The 20570-nt window shown below is 71.8% G+C and carries 14 protein-coding genes; 3 read left to right on the top strand and 11 right to left on the bottom strand.

The features are described 5' to 3' along the window. Positions 1–56: 56 nt before the first annotated feature. A complete protein-coding gene (locus tag F3L20_RS08045; RefSeq protein ID WP_150153380.1) occupies positions 57–662 on the bottom strand; it encodes a YdbC family protein in 606 nt (201 codons plus the stop codon). A 155-nt stretch (positions 663–817) separates the two neighbouring features. Here F3L20_RS08045 and F3L20_RS08040 point away from each other — a divergent pair, with 155 nt between their 5' ends. Next, positions 818–1351, top strand: coding sequence for a TerD family protein (locus tag F3L20_RS08040; RefSeq protein ID WP_150153378.1), 534 nt, complete (start codon positions 818–820; stop codon positions 1349–1351). A gap of 101 nt (positions 1352–1452) precedes the next feature. Here the strand turns inward: F3L20_RS08040 and F3L20_RS08035 are convergent, their stop codons facing one another. From F3L20_RS08035 to nrdR, 3 genes are all read right to left on the bottom strand, one after another. Continuing rightward, positions 1453–1923 carry a hypothetical protein gene (locus tag F3L20_RS08035; RefSeq protein WP_150153376.1) on the bottom strand — a complete coding sequence of 157 codons (471 nt, stop codon included), beginning with the start codon at positions 1921–1923 and terminating at the stop codon, positions 1453–1455. 944 nt (positions 1924–2867) lie between these two features. Then, positions 2868–5762, bottom strand: coding sequence for a vitamin B12-dependent ribonucleotide reductase (locus tag F3L20_RS08030; RefSeq protein ID WP_150153374.1), 2895 nt, complete (start codon positions 5760–5762; stop codon positions 2868–2870). A gap of 166 nt (positions 5763–5928) precedes the next feature. After that, positions 5929–6486 carry a transcriptional regulator NrdR gene (nrdR, locus tag F3L20_RS08025; RefSeq protein WP_150153372.1) on the bottom strand — a complete coding sequence of 186 codons (558 nt, stop codon included), beginning with the start codon at positions 6484–6486 and terminating at the stop codon, positions 5929–5931. A gap of 551 nt (positions 6487–7037) precedes the next feature. Between nrdR and lexA the strand changes: the two genes are divergently transcribed. Continuing rightward, positions 7038–7817 carry a transcriptional repressor LexA gene (lexA, locus tag F3L20_RS08020; RefSeq protein WP_024885652.1) on the top strand — a complete coding sequence of 260 codons (780 nt, stop codon included), beginning with the start codon at positions 7038–7040 and terminating at the stop codon, positions 7815–7817. A gap of 478 nt (positions 7818–8295) precedes the next feature. On the opposite strand, the gene F3L20_RS08015 is transcribed toward lexA, so the two are convergent. Continuing rightward, positions 8296–10266, bottom strand: a complete 1971-nt coding sequence (locus F3L20_RS08015) for an ATP-dependent DNA helicase (protein ID WP_150153370.1) — start codon at positions 10264–10266, stop codon at positions 8296–8298. Positions 10267–10710: 444 nt separating this feature from the next. Here F3L20_RS08015 and F3L20_RS08010 point away from each other — a divergent pair, with 444 nt between their 5' ends. Further along, complete coding sequence (locus tag F3L20_RS08010; RefSeq protein WP_150153368.1) at positions 10711–11934, top strand: trypsin-like serine peptidase; 1224 nt, start codon at positions 10711–10713, stop codon at positions 11932–11934. 243 nt (positions 11935–12177) lie between these two features. Here F3L20_RS08010 and hflX read toward each other — a convergent pair whose 3' ends face one another. The 6 genes from hflX to miaA form a co-directional block, all read right to left on the bottom strand. Next, positions 12178–13671 carry a GTPase HflX gene (gene hflX / locus F3L20_RS08005; protein ID WP_145828543.1) on the bottom strand — a complete coding sequence of 498 codons (1494 nt, stop codon included), beginning with the start codon at positions 13669–13671 and terminating at the stop codon, positions 12178–12180. Positions 13672–13829: 158 nt separating this feature from the next. Then, on the bottom strand, positions 13830–15425 hold the full coding sequence (locus F3L20_RS08000) for a M1 family metallopeptidase (RefSeq protein ID WP_150153366.1): 1596 nt from the start codon (positions 15423–15425) through the stop codon (positions 13830–13832). A 132-nt stretch (positions 15426–15557) separates the two neighbouring features. After that, the gene (locus F3L20_RS07995; protein ID WP_150153364.1) at positions 15558–17756 is read right to left on the bottom strand and encodes a RelA/SpoT family protein; all 2199 of its coding nucleotides are present in this window, start codon (positions 17754–17756) and stop codon (positions 15558–15560) included. 296 nt (positions 17757–18052) lie between these two features. Beyond that, the gene (gene dapF / locus F3L20_RS07990) at positions 18053–18922 is read right to left on the bottom strand and encodes a diaminopimelate epimerase (RefSeq protein WP_150153362.1); all 870 of its coding nucleotides are present in this window, start codon (positions 18920–18922) and stop codon (positions 18053–18055) included. Between the two features lie 65 nt (positions 18923–18987). Next, the gene (locus tag F3L20_RS07985; RefSeq protein ID WP_145828788.1) at positions 18988–19491 is read right to left on the bottom strand and encodes a hypothetical protein; all 504 of its coding nucleotides are present in this window, start codon (positions 19489–19491) and stop codon (positions 18988–18990) included. 108 nt (positions 19492–19599) lie between these two features. Continuing rightward, entirely contained in the window at positions 19600–20538 is a 939-nt protein-coding gene (gene miaA / locus F3L20_RS07980) for a tRNA (adenosine(37)-N6)-dimethylallyltransferase MiaA (RefSeq protein ID WP_150153360.1), read from the bottom strand. Positions 20539–20570 lie beyond the last annotated feature (32 nt).

The following is a 20570-nucleotide window of genomic DNA, read 5'->3' as shown; positions in this document are numbered from 1 at the left end:
GCGCCCCGCGCAGCCGCACCGGTCCGCACAGCGATCCGCCTTCGACGCCGCCGGTCTCACACCGTCCAGGCGGACTCCATGTCCACGATGTCCCCCGCGAGGGCCGCGACGTCCGCCTCCGTCTGCGCCCGCAGCGCCAGTCGCTCCACGCGCTCGGTGCGGTACTTCCCGTGCTCGGCGGCCGATCGCCACATCGAGAGGATCATGTACTCGCTGCCCGGTGCCTCCCCGAACAGGCCCCGCACCATGCCGGGCGATCCGGCCATCGCCGGGTTCCACACCTTCTCCTGCATCAGGACGAAGTGTTCGGCGCGTTCCTCGTGCACGCGGCACAGCGCGACCCTGATCAGATCGGCGTCGGTGAAACGGGGCTCGAACCCGGTCTTCACGTCGAAACGGTGGTCGAAGAGCCTGACCTGGGCGTCCTTGAAGGTGCCGGCCTGGGAGGAGGCGAGCCGGTCGTGGGACCGGGCCATGAAGGAGTCGTAGAAGGCGCGGCTCTCCCAGAACGAGAAGATGTGCGCCACGTCCGGCCGCCCCCGGCTCCAGCCTCCGCCCTGCGCGCGAAACCCCGGCTCCCCCAGAAGCCCCGCCCACTTCCGCTGCGCCCGCTCGAACCCCCGACGGTCCACCACGGTGCAGCGAATCCACTTGACCAGCACCGCGCCATCGTAAGGCCAGGGAGCTCGACACCGTTGGCCCTCGCATCGACTGCACCCCGGCGCCCGGCGGCGCCAGCGTGGCAGGATGGACAATCTGCCGGAAGAACACGGCAGTTGGGGTGCCGGCAGGACGGTCACGAGGAAGGGGACAGCTGGTGAACGCCCTCAGCAAGGGGATCAGCAAGGTCGAGATCGCGCTGCGGTGGGATCCGAGTCCGACGGGAGAGCCCTCCACCGACCTCGATCTCGTCGCCGCGCCCTACCTGGCGGACGCCCCGTACGGCGAACCCGCCTACGTGGTGCACTTCGACAGCCGCTCCCCCGACGGCACCATCACGCTCAACCGGGACAGCCAGGACGGCAAGGGCTTCGGGTACGACGAGGTCATGACGCTGGAACTGGACCGCCTGGACGAGCGGTACGGGCGCGTGCTGGTCGGTGTCGTCATCCAGCAGTTGCAGGCCCCGCGGACGTTCTCCGGGGTGGGCAACCCGGGGCTGCGCATCCGCGAGGGCTACGACGTCCTGGCCGAGGACGACTTCGGCGGGGTGCCGGGGGCGACGGCCGCGATCGTAGGCGAGTTCGCACGGGAGGGGTCCGGGCCCTGGGAGTTCCGCCCGGGCGTCCAGGGCTTCGACGGCGACCCGGCGGCCTTCGCCCGCGACATGGGCGCGAGCCGCCGGGCCTGAACGACGGCACGGCGAGGAGCGGTACGCGGCGGGCGGTGGCACCGCTGACCCCGGCGCCACCGCCCGCGTGGGCTCGCCCACGTGTCACACCGGCACGACGATCACGGCTCGCCGTCGCGGCCGTTGCGCAAGGTTCGGAGGTCGCGGAAGGCTCGGAGGTCGAGTTCAGGTGCCATGGAGCCCGCCAGCCAGGTCATCCGCCAGTCCCCGGCCGCGAGTCCCTTCCGCGCGACGTCGCACCGGTCCGCGCGGTCGGTGAGGTCGAGGTACGACATCCGAACACCTTCCCAATGCGCGCCCAGCGCGGGGTCGTCGGACCAGGCGGGGGTCTGCGTGCCCAGGTACTGGGCGAGACTCGCCGCCGTGAAATACCGTTCGGCCGTCGGCCCCAGGACCCTGATGTGGCGGGCGTGGGCCTCCATCACCGTGACCGCGTGCTCGTACTGGCGCAGTGAGGTCCCCATGCCCTCGCAGTGCTTCATGACATGGAGCAGCCGCCCCGCGTGATCCACGACCTCGGCGTCGTCCCCGGACCGCCAGACGACCTCGTGAAGCGCGGTCGCCCGGGCCACCTCGGCCGCGAAGTAGGCGTTGAGGTGATCCCCCGTCGACGGCTCTGCGCAGCAGCCAGGGCCGGACGGCCGGGTGGTCGTCCCTGCGCCGGAGGAGCTTGTCCACCGCGTGGACCCGGCCCCAGACGGTCACCCGTTCCGCCAGCCAGATCAGTGCCTCGACGCCGCCCGGCAGGCGATCCAGGGCCATGACCGCCGCAGGTGCGAAGGGCTTCGACAAGAGCCCGATGGTCTGGATCAGGGGGATGTCCCGCGCCGTGGCGACCTCGGTGAGCAGGGCGAGTCCGACGGCGACGGGGGTGGGGTCGGTCCCGTACCGGACCAGCAGGCGGCCGGTCTTCCGGACCCGGGCCGCCGGTGCCCGCAGCGCGACTGCCTTGAGGCGTTCGTCGCTCCCATAAGGGAACGGGAGATCGCGCAGTTCCCGGACCAGCCGAAACGACGGAGCGCGGTCGTCCGCGAAGTGGGCGGAAAGGATCTCGGCGGCCCGGGCGGCCCCGGCCTCGGAGTCGTACGGAAGCCCCGCCCAGCGGCGAGGACGCCCCTCGCCTTCGGGAAACGGTTCCCCCGCCACGGAAGAGAGGCGTGTCCGGCGTCAGGCGGTGAAGCCGCAGCGCGTGCTGGAACAGCGTGATGGGAGGGCCGGCGTTCCCGGCCCCTGACGTGGCGCTCACCGGTGCGCGGGAGACTCGATTCTGTTGATCATGAGCCGGAGCATCCCATGTCGGGCGTTTCGGCGACAAGACACGCCCTCGACGCGGCGGCAGAGCACGTCACCCCGAGAGCCGGGGGCCGGACGCCGAGGACCGGGGGCCGGGGGCCGGACGCCGAGAGCCGGGGGGGGCACGCCGAGAGCCGGGGCGGCACGCCGAGGGCGGTGGAGCCGGGGAAACGGCTCCACCGCCCTGGGCAGCAGATCTACGCCTCAGCGGCGCATCATCGCGTCAGCTGCAGCCGCTGGTCGAGCCGCAGCCCTCGCAGATGTAGCAGGAGCCGGCCCGCTGCATCTTCGTACCGCAGGAGAAGCAGAGCGGGGCGTCCGCCTGGATGCCCAGCTGCATCTCCACCAGCTCGGCGCTGGTGTGGGCCTGCTTCGGGGCGGGCTTGGCCGCCTCGGTCTCGGCCTTCGGCGCGGCGACCGCCTTCAGCTCCTGGGCACGCGGGGCCGACTGGGCGAGGCCCTCGACGTCGACCTCGTCGTCGGTCGGCTCGTAGGAGCCGGTCTCCAGGTGACGCTGGCGCTCCTCGGCGGAGTGGATGCCGAGCGCGGAGCGCGTCTCGAAGGGCAGGAAGTCCAACGCCAGGCGGCGGAAGATGTAGTCGACGATCGACTGCGCCATCCGCACGTCCGGGTCGTCCGTCATGCCGGCCGGCTCGAAGCGCATGTTGGTGAACTTCGAGACGTACGTCTCCAGCGGCACGCCGTACTGGAGGCCCACCGAGACGGCGATGGAGAACGCGTCCATCATGCCCGCGAGCGTCGAGCCCTGCTTGGACATCTTCAGGAAGACCTCGCCGAGACCGTCGTCCGGGTAGGAGTTGGCGGTCATGTAGCCCTCGGCGCCGCCCACCGTGAAGGAGGTGGTGATGCCGGGACGGCCCTTGGGCAGGCGCTTGCGGACGGGGCGGTACTCGACCACCTTCTCGACCGCGGCGCGGATCGTCTCCTCGGCCTTCTCCGTGACCTCGGTCTTCTCCTTCTCCTTGGTCTTCGCGGAGAGCGGCTGGCCGACCTTGCAGTTGTCGCGGTAGATGGCGAGCGCCTTGACGCCCAGCTTCCAGGCCTCGAAGTAGATCTCCTCGACCTCCTCGACGGTCGCCGTCTCCGGCATGTTGACCGTCTTGGAGATGGCGCCGGAGATCCAGGGCTGGATCGCGGCCATCATGCGGACGTGGCCCATCGGGGAGATGGCGCGCTCGCCCATGGCGCAGTCGAACACCTCGTAGTGCTCCTGCTTGAGACCGGGGGCGTCGATCACGTTGCCGTTCTCGGCGATGTGGGCGACGATCGCCTCGATCTGCTCCTCCTGGTAGCCCAGGCGGCGCAGGGCCTGCGGGACGGTGCCGTTGACGATCTGCATCGAGCCGCCGCCGACCAGCTTCTTGAACTTGACCAGCGCCAGGTCGGGCTCGACACCCGTGGTGTCGCAGGACATCGCCAGGCCGATGGTGCCGGTCGGGGCGAGCACGGACGCCTGGGCGTTGCGGAAGCCGTTCTTCTCGCCGAGGCGCAGCACGTCCTGCCAGGCCTCGGTGGCGGCGGCCCACACCGGGGTGTCGAGGTCGTCCATGCGGACGGCCGTGCCGTTGGCGTCGGCGTGCTGCTTCATGACGCGCTTGTGGGCGTCGGCGTTGCGGGCGTAGCCGTCGTACGGGCCGACGATCGCGGCGAGTTCCGCGGAACGGCGGTAGGCGGTGCCGGTCATCAGGGAGGTGATGGACCCGGCGAGGGAGCGGCCGCCGTCGGAGTCGTAGGCGTGACCGGTGGCCATCAGCAGGGCGCCGAGGTTGGCGTAGCCGATGCCGAGCTGGCGGAAGGCGCGGGTGTTCTCACCGATCTTCTCGGTGGGGAAGTCCGCGAAGCAGATCGAGATGTCCATCGCGGTGATGACCAGCTCGACGACCTTCTGGAAGCGCTCGGTCTGGAAGGACTGGCTGCCCTTGCCGTCGTCCTTGAGGAACTTCATCAGGTTCAGCGAGGCCAGGTTGCAGGACGTGTTGTCCAGGTGCATGTACTCGCTGCACGGGTTCGACGCGGTGATCCGGCCGGACTCGGGGCAGGTGTGCCAGTTGTTGATGACGCCGTCGTACTGGATGCCCGGGTCGGCGCAGGCCCACGCGGCCTCGGCGAGCTTGCGGAAGAGCTCCTTCGCGTCGACCTCCTCGATAACCTCGCCGGTCATGCGGGCGCGCAGGCCGAACTTGCCGCCCTTCTCGACCGCTTCCATGAACTCGTCGTTCACGCGGACCGAGTTGTTGGCGTTCTGGTACTGGACGGAGGCGATGTCGTCGCCGCCCAGGTCCATGTCGAAGCCCGCGTCGCGCAGGACGCGGATCTTCTCCTCCTCCTTCACCTTGGTCTCGATGAAGTCCTCGATGTCCGGGTGGTCCACGTCGAGGACGACCATCTTGGCGGCGCGGCGGGTGGCACCACCGGACTTGATGGTGCCGGCGGAGGCGTCGGCGCCGCGCATGAAGGAGACCGGGCCGGAGGCGTTGCCGCCGGAGGAGAGCAGCTCCTTGGAGGAGCGGATCCGGGAGAGGTTCAGGCCTGCGCCGGAGCCGCCCTTGAAGATCATGCCCTCTTCCTTGTACCAGTCGAGGATCGACTCCATGGAGTCGTCGACGGACAGGATGAAGCAGGCGGAGACCTGCTGCGGCTGGGGCGTGCCCACGTTGAACCACACGGGGCTGTTGAAGCTGAAGATCTGGTGCAGGAGGGCGTAGGCCAGCTCGTGCTCGAAGATCTCGGCGTCGGCGGGCGAGGCGAAGTACTTGTAGTCCTCGCCGGCCTTCCGGTACGTCTTCACGATGCGGTCGATCAGCTGCCTGAGGCTGGTCTCGCGCTGCGGGGTGCCGACGGCACCACGGAAGTACTTGCTGGTGACGATGTTGACCGCGTTCACCGACCAGAAGTCGGGGAACTCCACGCCGCGCTGCTCGAAGTTGACCGAGCCGTCGCGCCAGTTGGTCATGACGACGTCACGGCGCTCCCAGGCCACCTCGTCGTACGGGTGGACTCCAGGGGTGGTGTGGATGCGCTCGACCCGCAGTCCCTTGCCGGGCTTGGTCGCCTTGGCTCGGGAACTCCGTGCCGGACCGCTCGCCGTCTCTGTCATGCCGCCTCCCTGTACGGGCGAAAACGCCCTGAAGTGCCCCGATTGTTCCCGTGGCACGGTGTTCTGTCTGATGCTGCGGGCACCCACTCACCTGCCCGCAACAGGTCTTCTCGTCGCCGCCGGCCGAACCGGTCCCCGGGCCTCATGCCCAGGGCCGGACCGCCGCTCAGCCGCCGGCGGAAGCGGGCGCGGGCACCTGCGTTGTCCCCGTGCGTCCGCTGTCGTCTTCCGGGCTCCCCGGAACGGCCCCGTCGCCGCCCCCGTCGTCCGCGGCGGGCCGCTCCGCCCGCCTGAGTTCCGCGATCGCGGCCTCGAAGTCCTCCAGCGAGTCGAACGCCCGGTAGACGGACGCGAACCGCAGGTAGGCCACGAGGTCCAGCTCCTGCAACGGGCCGAGTATGGCCAGTCCCACGTCATGGGTGGTCAGCTCGGCGCTCCCGGTGGCCCGCACCGCTTCCTCGACCCGCTGCCCGAGCTGGGCGAGGGCGTCCTCGGTGACGGGCCGCCCCTGGCACGCCTTGCGCACACCGTTGATGACCTTGGTGCGGCTGAACGGCTCGGTGACTCCCGACCGCTTGACCACCATGAGCGAACACGTCTCCACGGTCGTGAAACGACGGGAGCAGTCCGGACACTGGCGGCGCCTGCGGATCGACGTGCCGTCGTCGGTCGTACGGCTGTCGACGACACGGCTGTCGGGGTGCCTGCAGAAGGGGCAGTGCATGGATCCCAACCCTCCTCACAGCAGACTCAATGTCCTCGTCGGGCCTCAGGGGCCTCACGAAGCAGCACCAGCATAGGCGATCGTGGAGGCCTCGGAGACCGGGGGGACCACAACTTCTGGGCTGCTGCCGCAATCCAACCACTAGATGTGGGGATTGGCTCATACATTGAGGCATGCACGCGTGTCGCGCGCCGAAGCGGGAAGACGGGCTCGGGAGTGCTGCCCGTGGGGGCTGCCCGTTGCGGAGAAGGCGTGCCTGATGCGCGAAGGGGGCGTGCCACTCCGGAAGAGGGCGGGGCCGCTTCACACGCCGCGAGGTCCACGATGGCAGACTGAGCCCGCACGCCGCGAGGCCGTCGCTCCGGCGGGGACCTCGGCGGTGAAGAGTACAACAAATGGCCCGTTTGTCCGACAGGAAGCGTGGCGACCAATACACGCCGACGAAAGACCGCGTACCGCAATTCGCGATTTTTCACTCGAACGTGTGTTTGGCGCAACCTTTCGAAAGCATCTACCGTTGTGCTGCAGGGAGACCATCGAGAGGGGCCGACGTGACCACCACCGCAGACAGTGCCGCCATCACTGCCCAGGACCGCTCCCAGGGCCGCATCGAGCCGGTGCATGCGATGAACGAAGCCACGAATCCCGAGGCGCACAAGCGCTCCCTGCCGGGCCGACCTCCCGGCATCCGGGCGGACAGCTCCGGACTCACCGACCGCCAACGCCGGGTCATCGAGGTCATCAGGGACTCGGTGCAGCGCCGGGGCTACCCGCCGTCGATGCGGGAGATCGGCCAGGCCGTCGGGCTGTCCAGCACCTCCTCCGTCGCGCACCAGCTCATGGCGCTGGAGCGCAAGGGTTTCCTGCGCCGTGACCCGCACCGCCCGCGCGCCTACGAGGTTCGGGGCTCCGACCAGGCCGCCTCCGTGCAGCCGACGGACACCGCGGGCAAGCCCGCCGCGTCGTACGTCCCCCTGGTCGGCCGGATCGCCGCCGGTGGCCCGATCCTCGCGGAGGAGTCCGTCGAGGACGTCTTCCCGCTGCCCCGGCAGCTCGTCGGTGACGGTGAGCTGTTCGTACTGAAGGTCGTGGGTGACTCCATGATCGAGGCCGCGATCTGCGACGGCGACTGGGTCACGGTCCGCCGCCAGCCGGTCGCCGAGAACGGCGACATCGTGGCGGCGATGCTCGACGGCGAGGCGACCGTCAAGCGCTTCAAGCGGGAGGACGGCCATGTCTGGCTGCTCCCGCACAACGCGGCCTACGAGCCGATCCCCGGTGACGACGCGACCATCCTCGGCAAGGTGGTGGCCGTACTGCGCCGCGTCTGACGCCCGGCGGGACGCCGGGCCGCCCCCGGCCCGTCCCGCCCACCGACCGGGCCCCGGAACCCCTGCGCCGGTTCCGGGGTCCTGTGCTGTTCGGGACGCCGCATGCGGCGCCCCGAACCTAAGAGCTCGCGGTGCCGGCGACGCCTCCCGGGTGCCGCACGCGTCGGTCGGCACCGGCGGCGCCCCCGGACGTCGCGAGCCGCCTCCGGCACCCAGATCCGCCGGCGGTGCCCGCCGGCGGCCTCCGGCCGCCCAGGCCACAGCTTGTGAGCACGCCCGCGCCTAGGGCCCAGCGATGCCGGCACGAACGGCCAGGGGCGGCTTCGAGGCGTGAGTGCCGCCGGTGGCAGGGGGCGGCGCACCGGTTCCGCCCGCCCGTCCGCATGAAGCGGCTCAGGGCGGCTTCCGGAGGCCCGCCTCCGCTCACCCGGGCGTAAGCCGCACCCCCTGCTGGGGAGGGCGGAGCGACAAGGCCCGCCTACTCCGTCTGCTGTGCCGCCGCGTCGATCGCCGACAGGGACTTCCGCACCTGGTTGCGGTCCGTCGTGTACCAGAAGTCCGGCATCGAGGCCTTCAGGTAGCTGCCGTAGCGCGCCGTCGCCAGGCGGGGGTCGAGGACCGCGACCACACCGCGGTCGCCCGAGGCGCGGACCAGGCGGCCCGCGCCCTGGGCCATGAGCAGCGCCGCGTGGGTGGCGGCGACCGCCATGAAACCGTTGCCTCCCGCCTCCTCCACCGCCTTCTGGCGGGCGCTCATCAGCGGGTCGTCCGGACGCGGGAAGGGGATCTTGTCCATGACCACCAGCTGGCAGCTGGGCCCCGGGACGTCCACGCCCTGCCAGAGCGACAGCGTGCCGAAGAGGCACGTCCGGGGATCGGCCGCGAAGTTCTTGATCAGCTCGCCGAGCGTCTCCTCCCCCTGGAGAAGGATCGGGAACTCGGGGATGCGCGACCGCAGCTCCTCGGCGGCGAGCTGGGCGCCCCGCATCGACGAGAACAGACCCAGGGTGCGCCCGCCGGCCGCCTGGATCAGCTCCGTGAGCTCGTCCAGCATGTCCGCGCGGTCACCGTCCCGCGCGGGGCGGGCCAGATGCTTGGCGACGTAGAGGATTCCCTGCTTGGGGTAGTCGAACGGCGAGCCGACGTCCACGCCCTTCCACTGCGGGAGGTCCTCGCCCTCGGCGCCCTCGGGGCCGAGCCCCAGGGACGCCCCCACGCCGTTGAAGTCGCCGCCCAGCTTCAGCGTCGCCGAGGTGAGCACGACAGAACGGTCCGTGAACAGCTTCTCGCGCAGCAGCCCCGAGACCGACATGGGCGCCACCCGCAGGGAGGCCCCGAAACGGTCGTGGCGCTCGTACCAGACGACGTCCCACTCGGAGCCGTTGGTGATCCGCTCCGCCACGTCGTGCACGCTCTCCACCGAGGCCAGCGCCTGCTTGCGGACCGCGTCCTCGTCCTGCACCGACTTGTCCCGGGTGCCGCCGATCGCGGAGATCACCGTGCGGCAGGCGTCGCGCAGGGCCATGAGCGCGTAGCCGAGGTCCTCCGGGATCTCCTCGAGACGGCCGGGCAGGGCCAGCTCCATGAGCCGTTCGAAGCCCTCGGCGGCCGTCTGCAGTTGGTCGGCGGCCTTCTCGTTCGCCAGTTTCGCCGCCCGCCGTACCGCGCGGTTCACCTGCCCCGGGGTGAGCTCGCCGGTGGCCACCCCGGTGACCCGGGAGACCAGCTCGTGCGCCTCGTCCACGATCAGCACCTCGTGCTGCGGCAGCACCGGCGCGCCCTCGATGGCGTCGATGGCGAGCAGCGCGTGGTTGGTGACGATCACCTCGGCGAGCTTGGCGCGCTCGCGGGCCGCCTCCGCGAAGCACTCCGCGCCGTACGCGCACTTCGTGGCGCCCAGGCACTCCCGCGAGGACACCGACACCTGCGACCAGGCCCGGTCGGAGACGCCCGGGGTGAGGTCGTCCCGGTCGCCGGTCTCCGTCTCGTCCGACCAGTCGCGCAGCCGCAGCAGGTCCTGGCCCAGTTTGCTGGTGGGCGCGGCCGCCTCGAACTGGTCGAAGAGGCCCTCCTCCTCGTCCTGCGGCACGCCCTCGTGCAGCCGGTGCAGGCACAGGTAGTTCGAGCGGCCCTTGAGCATCGCGAACTCCGGGCGGCGGCGCAGCAGCGGGTGGAGCGCGTCCACCGTGCGCGGAAGGTCCCGCTCCACCAGCTGGCGCTGGAGCGCCAGAGTGGCTGTGGCCACGACGACCCGCTCCCCGTGCGCGAGCGCGGGCACCAGGTAGCCCAGGGACTTACCGGTGCCGGTGCCGGCCTGGACGAGCAGATGGGCGCCGTCGTCGATCGCCTCGGCGACGGCTTCGGCCATGGCCACCTGACCGGGGCGCTCCGCGCCGCCGACGGCGGTGACGGCAGCATGCAGGAGTTCGGGGAGTGAGGGCTTTGTCATAGCGCGACCACCCTACGGCCCCCCACCGACAAACGTGCGCGCACGCCGAGGGCAGTGGAGGTGACCGGCGCCCCGGCGCCCGTCGGACACCGCTTCCGCGCCCCCGGAGCGCCGCCCCGCGTGCGCCCGGCGCGCGACAGCCCAGCAGCCCCGACACCGCTCCAGCAGCGGCCCCCACGGGTGCCCCGAGCAGCGCCCCGGGTGACGGTGGCCGCCCCCACGCCCCGCCCCCGTAAGCCTCCGCTTCACGAGATCCACACGCGACCGGCCTGGTCAGGCGCCTTGTAGCCGAACCGTTGCCGTTCCGTCGGACGGCTCCCACAGCGAACCCCTAGTGTGTGATGCCGTTCCCGAAAGCCGTCGGAGCGGCCACGCGACCCGTCCCGGTCGCCCGTGAAGACGGCCGCAGCACCACATTCGTTCATTCCAGGGGGAGTTCAGATCATGCGATCCATACGGCCGTCGTCCACCGCTCGTCGCGAGGGGAGGCGGTCGCGGAGAACCTCCCCCGCCCTGGCGGCGGTTGCGCTCGCCTCCACGCTCGCCCTGACCGCGACCGCCTGCGAGTCGGGCGACACCGACGCGAGCGCCGAGACGTCCGCGACGGCCGCCGCCGACGACGGCAAGCTCAAGATCCCGGACGACATCGCGGACCGGCTCAAGGAGCACGGGATCGACCTCGACAAGTGGCGGAACGGCGCCTGGAAGGACTGGGACAAGGACAAGTGGCTGCGCGAGGCGCAGGACTTCGTCAACCCGATCATCGAGGGCCTGTGGGACCCGGACCGCATGCGGGACGCCGATGAGCCCGACCAGCCGGAGGTCGACGCGAACGACATCTCCGGCGACCAGGGCGTGACCGACCCGACGCCGGACCCGGTACAGGCGAAGGCCGTGGCGCCGTCGTACCACGACAACGCGCCCACCGCGGGCAAGCTGCTCTTCGACTCGCCCGAGGGGACGATGGTCTGCTCGGCGACCGTGGTGCAGGACCCGGCCAACCCCGGCAAGTCCAACATGGTGTGGACGGCGGGCCACTGCGTGCACGCGGGCAAGAAGGGCGGCTGGTACCGCAACATCGCCTTCGTGCCGTCGTACAACGACTCGGGCATGTCGGCCCAGGAGATCGAGGGTGCCACCAAGGAGCAGATCGCTCCCTACGGTGTCTGGTGGGGCGACTGGGCCCAGACCTCGGACCAGTGGATCGAGCAGGGCGGCGCCACGGGCGGGGACGGCGCGTCCTACGACTTCGCGGTCATCCATGTGACGCCGGAGAAGGGTGGCGACGGCAAGTCGCTGGAGGAGACGGTCGGTTCGGCCATGCCGGTGGACTTCGACGCCCCCGCGGTGCCGAAGATGAAGGAGATGACGGCGATCGGCTACCCGGCCGCGCCGCCGTACGACGGTCAGACGATGTTCAATTGCGAGGACAAGCCGGGCCGGCTGTCGCTCACCGCGTCCGACCCGACCATGTACCGCATCGGCTGCAGCATGACCGCGGGTTCCTCCGGCGGCGGCTGGATCGCGACGGGCTCCGACGGGAAGCCGGCCCTGGTGTCCAACACCTCGATCGGCCCGGTGACGTCCGGCTGGCTGGCCGGACCGCGGCTCGGCGCCGAGGCCAAGGGCGTGTACCAGGCGGTCAGCGAGAAGTTCGCCGGTCAGTGACCGGACCACCCGCCCCGGGTGCCGCCGCGCACCCGGGGCCGGGCAGGCCGGCGCGGCGCCCGTGTCGCCCGGCGCGGCCCGTGCCGTCGTCCGCCATGACGAGTGGCGGCCGGGCCGCGGGACATGGACAGGCCCTCCACGCCCGCCGCTCGGCCACGGCGGCTCGTGGGCCACGCCACGCACGGCGAAGGCCCGCCCCCGCTGGTCTGCGGAGGCGGGCCTTCGTCGTGTCCGTGGTCCGGATCAGCCGGCCGGAGCGGGGACGTACGGCGTGAGTTCCGCCGCCAGTTCCTCGTGCACCCGCACCTTGAGCAGGGTGCCCTCCGGGGTGTGCTCCTCGGAGATCACCTCGCCCTCGTCATGGGCGCGGGCGACCAGCTTGCCGTGGGTGTACGGCACGAGCGCCTCGATCTCCACCGACGGACGGGGCAGCTCGTCGTCGATCAGGGCGAGCAGCTCCGGGATGCCCCGGCCGGTGCGGGCCGAGACGGCGATGGAGCGCTTCTCCACCCGCAGCAGCCGCTGGAGCGTCAGCGGGTCCGCCGCGTCGGCCTTGTTGATCACGACGATCTCGGCCACGCCGGTGGCGCCGACGTCCCGGATCACCTCGCGCACGGCGGCGAGCTGCTCCTCCGGATTCGGGTGGGAACCGTCCACCACGTGCAGGATCAGGTCGGAGTCGCCGACCTCCTCCATGGTGGAGCGGAACGCCTCGACCAGGTGGTGGGGCAGGTGCCGGACGAAGCCGACGGTGTCGGCCAGCGTGTAGAGCCGGCCGCTCGGGGTCTCGGCCCGGCGCACGGTCGGGTCGAGGGTGGCGAACAGGGCGTTCTCGACCAGCACGCCCGCGCCGGTGAGGCGGTTGAGCAGCGAGGACTTGCCCGCGTTGGTGTAGCCCGCGATGGCCACGGACGGCACCTTGTTGCGCTTGCGCTCCTGGCGCTTGATCTCGCGGCCCGTCTTCATCTCCGCGATCTCCCGGCGCATCTTCGCCATCTTCTCGCGGATCCGGCGCCGGTCCGTCTCGATCTTGGTCTCACCGGGACCACGGGTGGCGAGGCCGCCGCCCTTGCCGCCACCCATCTGCCGGGACAGCGACTGACCCCAGCCGCGCAGCCGCGGCAGCATGTACTGCATCTGCGCGAGGGCGACCTGCGCCTTGCCCTCTCGGGACTTGGCGTGCTGGGCGAAGATGTCGAGGATCAGGGCCGTGCGGTCGATGACCTTGACCTTGACGACGTCCTCGAGGTGGATGAGCTGACCGGGGCTGAGCTCACCGTCGCAGATGACGGTGTCCGCGCCCGACTCGAGCACGACGTCGCGCAGTTCCTCGGCCTTGCCGGAGCCGATGTAGGTGGCCGCGTCCGGCTTGTCACGACGCTGGATCACGCCGTCGAGGACGAGGGCGCCCGCCGTCTCGGCGAGGGCGGCGAGCTCCGCCAGGGAGTTCTCGGCGTCCTGCACGGTGCCCGAGGTCCACACCCCGACGAGCACGACGCGCTCCAGGCGGAGCTGCCGGTACTCGACCTCGGTGACGTCCTCGAGCTCGGTGGAGAGGCCCGCGACGCGGCGCAGGGCCGCACGCTCGGAGCGGTCGAACTGGTCGCCGTCCCGCTCTCCGTCGATCTCGAAGCTCCAGGCGACGTCCTCTTCCATCAGGGCATCGGCCCGAAGACCCTCGGGGTGGCTGTGCGCGAAGCGCTTGGTGTCCTGGGAAGGGGAAGAAGAGGAGGTCATTGGGTCCTTACGTCGTTGGGTTGCCGTCTGCGGCGACGGAGCCGGCCGAGCGGCCCTCCGTCATTGTCCACAACGTCCGGGTACCCCGGGAGATTCCCGTTTCCCCTGTCGCGCGGACCCGACGATGGTCGCACGGTACGGCACGTCTCGTCACCGTGTTATTCCCCTCCCGGGTCGGGCCGATGCCCGTGCGGGCCGGGCAGATGCCCGTGCCGGAGTTCCCGCGTGTCCGGGCCGGGAGGGGTGTCCGCGGACCGGTCCGCGGACCGCCAGTCCGGGTGACCGGGCATGGGCGGGGTCTCGGCGGCGTAGAGCCAGGGGTGCAGGAAACCGGAGAGGTCGCGGCCGGCCACCTCGGAGGCCAGCTTCACGAAGTCGGCGGTGGAGGCGTTGCCGTCGCGGTGCCGGGAGACCCACTCGCGCTCCAGCCGGTCGAACGCGGCCTGTCCGATCTCCTGGCGCAGCGCGTAGAGCACCAGTGCGGCCCCGCCGTAGACACCCGGACGGAAGATGCTGATCTTGCGGCCCGGGTCGGGCGGCTCGGGTGCGGCGGGCGGCCCGCCCGCCGCGCGCCAGCCGTCGGAGGACTCGTACGCGGCCCGCATCCGGGCCTCCAGGGATCTGCCCCCGCGTTCCTCGGCGTAGAGCGCCTCGTACCAGGTGGCGTGCCCCTCGTTGAGCCACAGGTCGGACCAGGTGCGGGGGGTGACACTGTCGCCGAACCACTGGTGGGCCAGCTCGTGCACCATGATCGACTCGACGTACCAGGCGGGAAGGGCGGGGTCGGTGAACAGGTCCCGTTCGAACAAGGAAAGCGTCTGGGTCTCCAGCGCGAAGCCGGTGGAGGCCTCGGCGAGCAGCAGGCCGTAGGTGGCGAACGGGTAGCGGCCCACCCGCTCCTCCATCCAGGCGATCTGTGCCGGGGTCTTCGCCAGCCACGGTTCGAGTGCCGTGCGCTGCTCGGTGGGCACGACGTCCCGCAGCGGCAGGTCGTGGGGTCCGGTGCGGTGCAGCACGGTGGAGCGCCCGATGGACACCTGGGCAAGCTCGGTCGCCATGGGGTTGCGCGTCCGGTAGGTCCAGGTGGTGGTCGCGCGGGTGCGGTCGACGGCGGCGGGCAGGCCGTTGGCGACGGCCGTGTAACCGTCCGGGACGGTGATCCGGAACGTGAACATCGCCTTGTCGGAGGGATGGTCGTTGCCCGGGAACACCAGGTGGGCGGCGTCGGCCTGGTTGGCCATGGCGAGGCCGTCCGCGGTGCGCACCCAGCCGCCCTCGCGGTTTCCGGGGCGGGGGTCGCTGGTGTGCCGGACCGTGACGCGCACCGACTCGCCCCGGTCGAGGTCGTCGTCGGGGGTGATCACCAGGTCCTCGCCCGCGCCGGTGAAGGCGGCCGGTTCGCCGTCGACCTCGACCGAGCGGACCGTGCCGTGGGCGAAGTCGAGGTTGATCCTGTCCAGGTCGGCGGTGATCCGGGCGTCGATGGTGGTGACGGCGTCGAGCGGCCGGTCGTTGGCGCCGGGGTAGGTGAGGGCGATGTCGTACGCCTGGACGTCGTAGCCGGGGTTGCCGAGGTGGGGGAAGAGCGGGTCGCCGATGCCGAGCGGTTCGGCGGGGGCGCTCGCGGCGACCAGGCAGACGCCGACGGCGGAGGCGAGCAGGGCCGAGGCGGTCCGCCGGCGGCGGGCGCGCGCCGGGCCGGTCGCCGGGGGGCGGTGGGCGTGCGCGGGCCGATGGGGGGAGGTGAGCGGCATGCCTCACGGCTATCAGCGCCCGGGGGTGCCGCTGCGGCGGCGCGCTCCCGACCCACCCGATCGGGTAATCACACCGCAGCCGTCTGAGCGCCGGGTGCCGTCATCCGTCGACGGCGGCCGGACCGCGCGGGCTCAGACACCCGGTGCCTGCGGCTGGGCCCGGCTCACGTCGTACACACCGGCGACGTTGCGCATGGCGCGCATCAGGGCGGGCAGCTGGGCGGCGTCCGGGATCTGCACGGTGTAGGTGTGGCGCACCTGCTGCCGGTCCGGCGGTTCGACGGTCGCGGAGACGATCTCGGCGCCCTCCGTGGCCATCGCCTCGGTGAGGTCCGCGAGCAGATGCGGCCGCACGAACGACTCCGCCACCAGGGTCACCCGGCACTCGGCGCCCTCCCCCCAGCGCACGGCGACCTCGGCGCGGCCCGCGCCCTTCATCCGCGCCACCGCCGGGCACCCCGTGCGGTGCACGGTGACCGCTCCCCCACGCACGGCGAAGCCGGTGACGTCGTCGGGCGGTACGGGTGTGCAGCAGCCGGCCAGCCGTACGGTCGCGTCCGCCCGGTCGACCAGGACCTGGGCGGCGGAACCGTCGGCGTCCGCCTCCCCTGCCTCGGGCGCCCGCGGGGCCGCGGAACGGTCCGGGTCGGACGGCCGCGGGGCGGCCGGCTCGTCCGCGCGCAGCCGGACCGCCGACTCCGTGTCCGAGGCGGCAGGGTCCTCCGGCGCGGGGTGAGCGGCGAGCCAGCGCTGGATGGCGATCCGGGCCGCCGGGGTGTGCGCGTGCTCCAGCCACTCCCGGGACGGCGCCGAGGCCGCGTCCTGGTCCATGAGCAGCTGCACGGTGTCCCCGTCCTTGAGGACGGTGCTCAGGGTCGCCAGCCGACCGTTGACCCGGGCGCCGATGCAGGCGTGGGCGTCCTCGCCGTACTGCGCGTAGGCGGCGTCCACGCAGGTCGCCCCCTCGGGCAGGCCCAGGGTGCCGCCGTCGGGACGGAAGACGGTGATCTCGCGGTCCTGGGCGAGGTCCTCGCGCAGCGTGGACCAGAAGGTGTCGGGGTCGGGCGCGCCCCGCTGCCAGTCGAGCAGCCGGGACAGCCAGCCGGGCCGGGTGGGGTCGACGCGTTCACCGTCGCCCGCGGACTGCTCCTCCGGCGGGGCGGCGTAGGGGTTGCCGAGGGCGACGACGCCGGCCTCGGCGACCTTGTGCATCTGGTGGGTGCGGATGAGCACCTCGACGACCTGGCCGTCCTTCCCCGCGACGGCGGTGTGCAGCGACTGGTACAGGTTGAACTTGGGGACGGCGATGAAGTCCTTGAACTCCGAGACCACCGGCGTCATACAGGTGTGCAGCTCGCCCAGTACGCCGTAACAGTCGGCGTCCTCGTTCACCAGGACCAGCAGACGGCCGAAGTCGGCGCCGCGCAGCGGGCCGCGCTTGCGGGAGACCCGGTGCACGGACACGAAGTGGCGCGGCCGGATGAGGACTTCGGCCGGGATGTCGGCCTCCCGGAGCACCTTGCGCACGTCGTCGGCGACGTCGGCGAGCGGGTCGTCCTCGCGGGCCGCGTTGCGGAGGATCAACTCCCGTGTCCGCTCGTACTCCTCGGGGTGGAGGATGGCGAAGACCAGGTCCTCCAGCTCCGTCTTGAGCGCCTGGACACCGAGCCGTTCGGCGAGCGGGATGAGCACGTCACGTGTCACCTTGGCGATGCGCTCCTGCTTGGCGGGGCGCATCACGCCGAGGGTGCGCATGTTGTGCAGCCGGTCGGCGAGCTTGATCGACATCACGCGGACGTCGTTGCCGGTGGCGACCAGCATCTTGCGGAAGGTCTCGGGCTCGGCGGCGGCGCCGTAGTCGACCTTCTCCAACTTGGTGACGCCGTCGACGAGGTAGCGGACCTCCTCGCCGAACTCCTTGCCCACCTGCTCGAGCGTGACGTCGGTGTCCTCGACGGTGTCGTGCAGCAGCGAGGCGGTCAACGTCGTGGTCTCGGCGCCCAGTTCGGCCAGGATGAGGGTGACCGCGAGCGGGTGGGTGATGTACGGCTCGCCGCTCTTGCGCATCTGTCCGCGGTGCGAGGACTCGGCCAGCACATAGGCGCGGCGCAGCGGTTCGAGGTCGGCGTCGGGGTGGTGGGCCCGGTGCGCCTCGACGACGTGGCCGATGGCGTCGGGCAGCCGGTCGCGGGCGGCCGGTCCCAGCAGCGCGGCGCGGCCCAGCCGGCGCAGGTCGAGCCGGGCACGGGACTTCCGGCGCGCCCCGGCGGGTGTGACGTGGTTCGACGTCATCGGGCCCGGGGTCGCGGGTTTCGCGGCCTCCGCGTTCATGAGCACCTCCGGCTGCGTGGATCCGGCGGACGGCGCCCCAGGGCGGACTCGGGCCTGGGGGACGGCGTCGCTCCCCCGTCCGGGCCGGTGCTTGATGCTACCGAGCCGCACCCGGTCCGACCGGCCGCCTCCGGCTCAGCGTGAAACGGATCACTCCAAAGAGCGACGGGCCGTTCAAGGTCGTTTTCACGCCATCGGGTGGGCCGTCCGCCATGATCTCGAAGCCGCGCAGCCGGCCTTCCCTGCGGTTCGACGGTCGGACGGGCCGCGGGCCGGGTGATCATGTACGGCTCCGGTCAGCCAAGGGCGCTCTCCAGCCACTCGGCCTCCACGGCACCCTCGGCGACGATCACCGCGGGGCCGGTCATCTCGATCTCCCCGTCGGGCCGTTCGGTGATCACCAGGGTGCCTCCGGGGAGGTCCACGGTGTACGTCACCGGGAGGCCGGTGACGCGTGGGTCAACGCCGTCCCGGCGCGCGGCGGCCACGGCGACGGCGCAGGCGCCGGTGCCGCAGGAGCGGGTCTCGCCGGCGCCGCGCTCGTGCACCCGCATGGCCACGTGCCGCGGGCCGCGGTCGACGACGAACTCCACGTTCACGCCGTCCGGGTAGGCGGAGGGCGGGCTGAACGGCGGCGGGGTGAACAGGGTGCCCGCGTCGGCCAGGTCGTCGACGAAGGCCACGGCGTGCGGGTTGCCCATGCTGACGTTGCGCGCGGGCCAGTCGCGCTCGCCGACGCTCACGGTGACGTCGCCCTCGGGGAGCAGCGCCCGGCCCATGCCGACGGTGATGTCGCCGTCCTTGGCGATGTGCACGGTCTTCACTCCCGCGCGTGTGGCGACGGCGAGGTCGCCCTCGGCGGCGTGCCCGGCGCGCTGGAGGTAACGGGCGAAGACGCGCACACCGTTGCCGCACATCTCCGCGATCGAGCCGTCGCCGTTGCGGTAGTCCATGAACCACTCGGCCCGGTCCGCCATGGACCGCGCCTCGGGGTGGGCCGCGGACCGCACCACGTGCAGCAGCCCGTCGCCGCCGATGCCCGCGCGCCGGTCGCACAGGGCGGCGACGGCCGCCGGGGGCAGGTCGACGGCGTTCTCCGGGTCCGGGACGATCACGAAGTCGTTCTCCGTACCGTGTCCCTTGAGGAAGGCGATCCGCGTGCTCATTCCTCGATCCTACGGCGTGACCGTGACGGGACGCCGCTGCCTGTGGACGGCGGGGATCGGGGAGGTCAGCGCAGGCGGGCGACCCGCCACACGGCGAGGGCCACGACGGCCGCGACCATCACGGCGTAGGCGGCCACGACCCGCCAGTCCGAGGTGCGTCCGGAGCCGCGGGGCGGCAGGCCGGGCCAGGTGTAGCCGACCTTGCGGGCGGCCATCATGCCCCAGCCGGCCGCGCAGGAGCAGATCAGCAGGCCCAGCATGGCGATGACCGCGCCGCTGTCGCCGAAGTCGAAGGCGAGCGGGAAGGCGAACATCAGGGATCCCAGCGCGCCCAGTCCGACGATCGGGGCGAGCTGCCAGACGCGCAGCCGGCGCTGCGGGCGCAGCTCCACCTCGACCTCGTCCCCGCCGGCGAACATCTCCTCCGGCTCGGGACCGTCGTCGGTCACACCGCCCTGCGTCTCGTCGGGCCCGTCGGGGCTGAGACGGTCGGTCTCCTGCTCCGGGGCGTCCCGCTCGGTGGCGAGGTGCTCCGTGCTGTGTGCGGTGTCGCGAGGGCCGGCCTCCATCGCCACGCGCCCTCCCAACTTAGGACTCCACTGGTCGATCGAAGCTTGATGATGGCACGGCGTCACAGGCCCGGATGACGGCCTGGGCGTCCCGATGCCAGGACGTGATCAGGCTGTAACCGGTCGTTCGACCAACGCCATCGCGAGCTGCGGAAGTTCCCCCCGGTCCGCCGCGGCCCCACTCAACCAGTGCACCCGGGGATCGCGCCTGAACCATGAATCCTGACGGCGCGCGAAGCGCTTGGTGGCACGGACGGTCTCGGTCCGTGCCTCTTCCAGGGTGCACTCCCCGGCCAGGGCGGCGAGCACCTGCTGGTAGCCGAGGGCGCGCGACGCCGTACGCCCCTCGCGCAACCCCTGCGCCTCGAGTGCGCGCACTTCTTCGACGAGACCCGCCTCCCACATCCGGTCGACCCGGCGGGCGATGCGCTCGTCCAGTTCGGGGCGGGCCACGTCGACGCCGATCTGCAGGGTGTCGTAGACCGAGTCGTGGCCGGGGAGGTTGGCGGTGAAGGGGCGACCGGTGATCTCGATGACCTCGAGCGCGCGGACGATGCGGCGGCCGTTGCTCGGCAGGATCGCCCGGCCGGCGTCGGGGTCGGCCGCGGCGAGCCGGGCGTGCAGCGCTCCCGGGCCGCGCAGCGCGAGTTCCTCTTCCAGCCGGGCCCGGACCTCCGGGTCGGTGCCGGGGAACTCCAGGTTGTCGACGGCTCCGCGGACGTACAGGCCGGAGCCGCCGACCAGGACCGGCCAGCGTCCGGCGGCGAGGAGCGCGTCGATCCGCTCCCGGGCCATCCGCTGGTACTCGGCGACGGAGGCGGCCTCGGTGACGTCCCAGACGTCCAGCAGGTGGTGCGGGACGCCGTCGCGCTCCTCGGGCGTCAGCTTGGCGGTGCCGATGTCCATCCCCCGGTAGAGCTGCATGGAGTCGGCATTGACGACCTCCCCGCCGAGCCGTTGGGCCAGGAAAACGCCCAGATCGGACTTTCCGGCCGCGGTGGGTCCGACGACGGCGATGACGCGGGGGGCGGGGGGTGCGCTGCTCACCGATCCAGTCTCCCAAACCTCCGGGGCTGCTC

Source organism: Streptomyces tendae (assembly GCF_008632955.1).
Classification (GTDB): Bacteria; Actinomycetota; Actinomycetes; order Streptomycetales; family Streptomycetaceae; genus Streptomyces.
This window is presented reverse-complemented; position numbering and strand designations above follow the sequence as displayed.

Excerpts from the sequence above, each read along its gene's own strand:
- F3L20_RS08030 (WP_150153374.1), bottom strand. The coding sequence starts at position 5,762 with ATGACAGAGACGGCGAGCGGTCCGGCACGGAGTTCCCGAGCCAAGGCG.
- nrdR (WP_150153372.1), bottom strand. The coding sequence starts at position 6,486 with ATGCACTGCCCCTTCTGCAGGCACCCCGACAGCCGTGTCGTCGACAGC.
- F3L20_RS08015 (WP_150153370.1), bottom strand. The coding sequence starts at position 10,266 with ATGACAAAGCCCTCACTCCCCGAACTCCTGCATGCTGCCGTCACCGCC.
- F3L20_RS08010 (WP_150153368.1), top strand. The coding sequence starts at position 10,711 with ATGCGATCCATACGGCCGTCGTCCACCGCTCGTCGCGAGGGGAGGCGG.
- hflX (WP_145828543.1), bottom strand. The coding sequence starts at position 13,671 with ATGACCTCCTCTTCTTCCCCTTCCCAGGACACCAAGCGCTTCGCGCAC.
- F3L20_RS08000 (WP_150153366.1), bottom strand. The coding sequence starts at position 15,425 with ATGCCGCTCACCTCCCCCCATCGGCCCGCGCACGCCCACCGCCCCCCG.
- F3L20_RS07995 (WP_150153364.1), bottom strand. The coding sequence starts at position 17,756 with ATGAACGCGGAGGCCGCGAAACCCGCGACCCCGGGCCCGATGACGTCG.
- dapF (WP_150153362.1), bottom strand. The coding sequence starts at position 18,922 with ATGAGCACGCGGATCGCCTTCCTCAAGGGACACGGTACGGAGAACGAC.
- F3L20_RS07985 (WP_145828788.1), bottom strand. The coding sequence starts at position 19,491 with ATGGAGGCCGGCCCTCGCGACACCGCACACAGCACGGAGCACCTCGCC.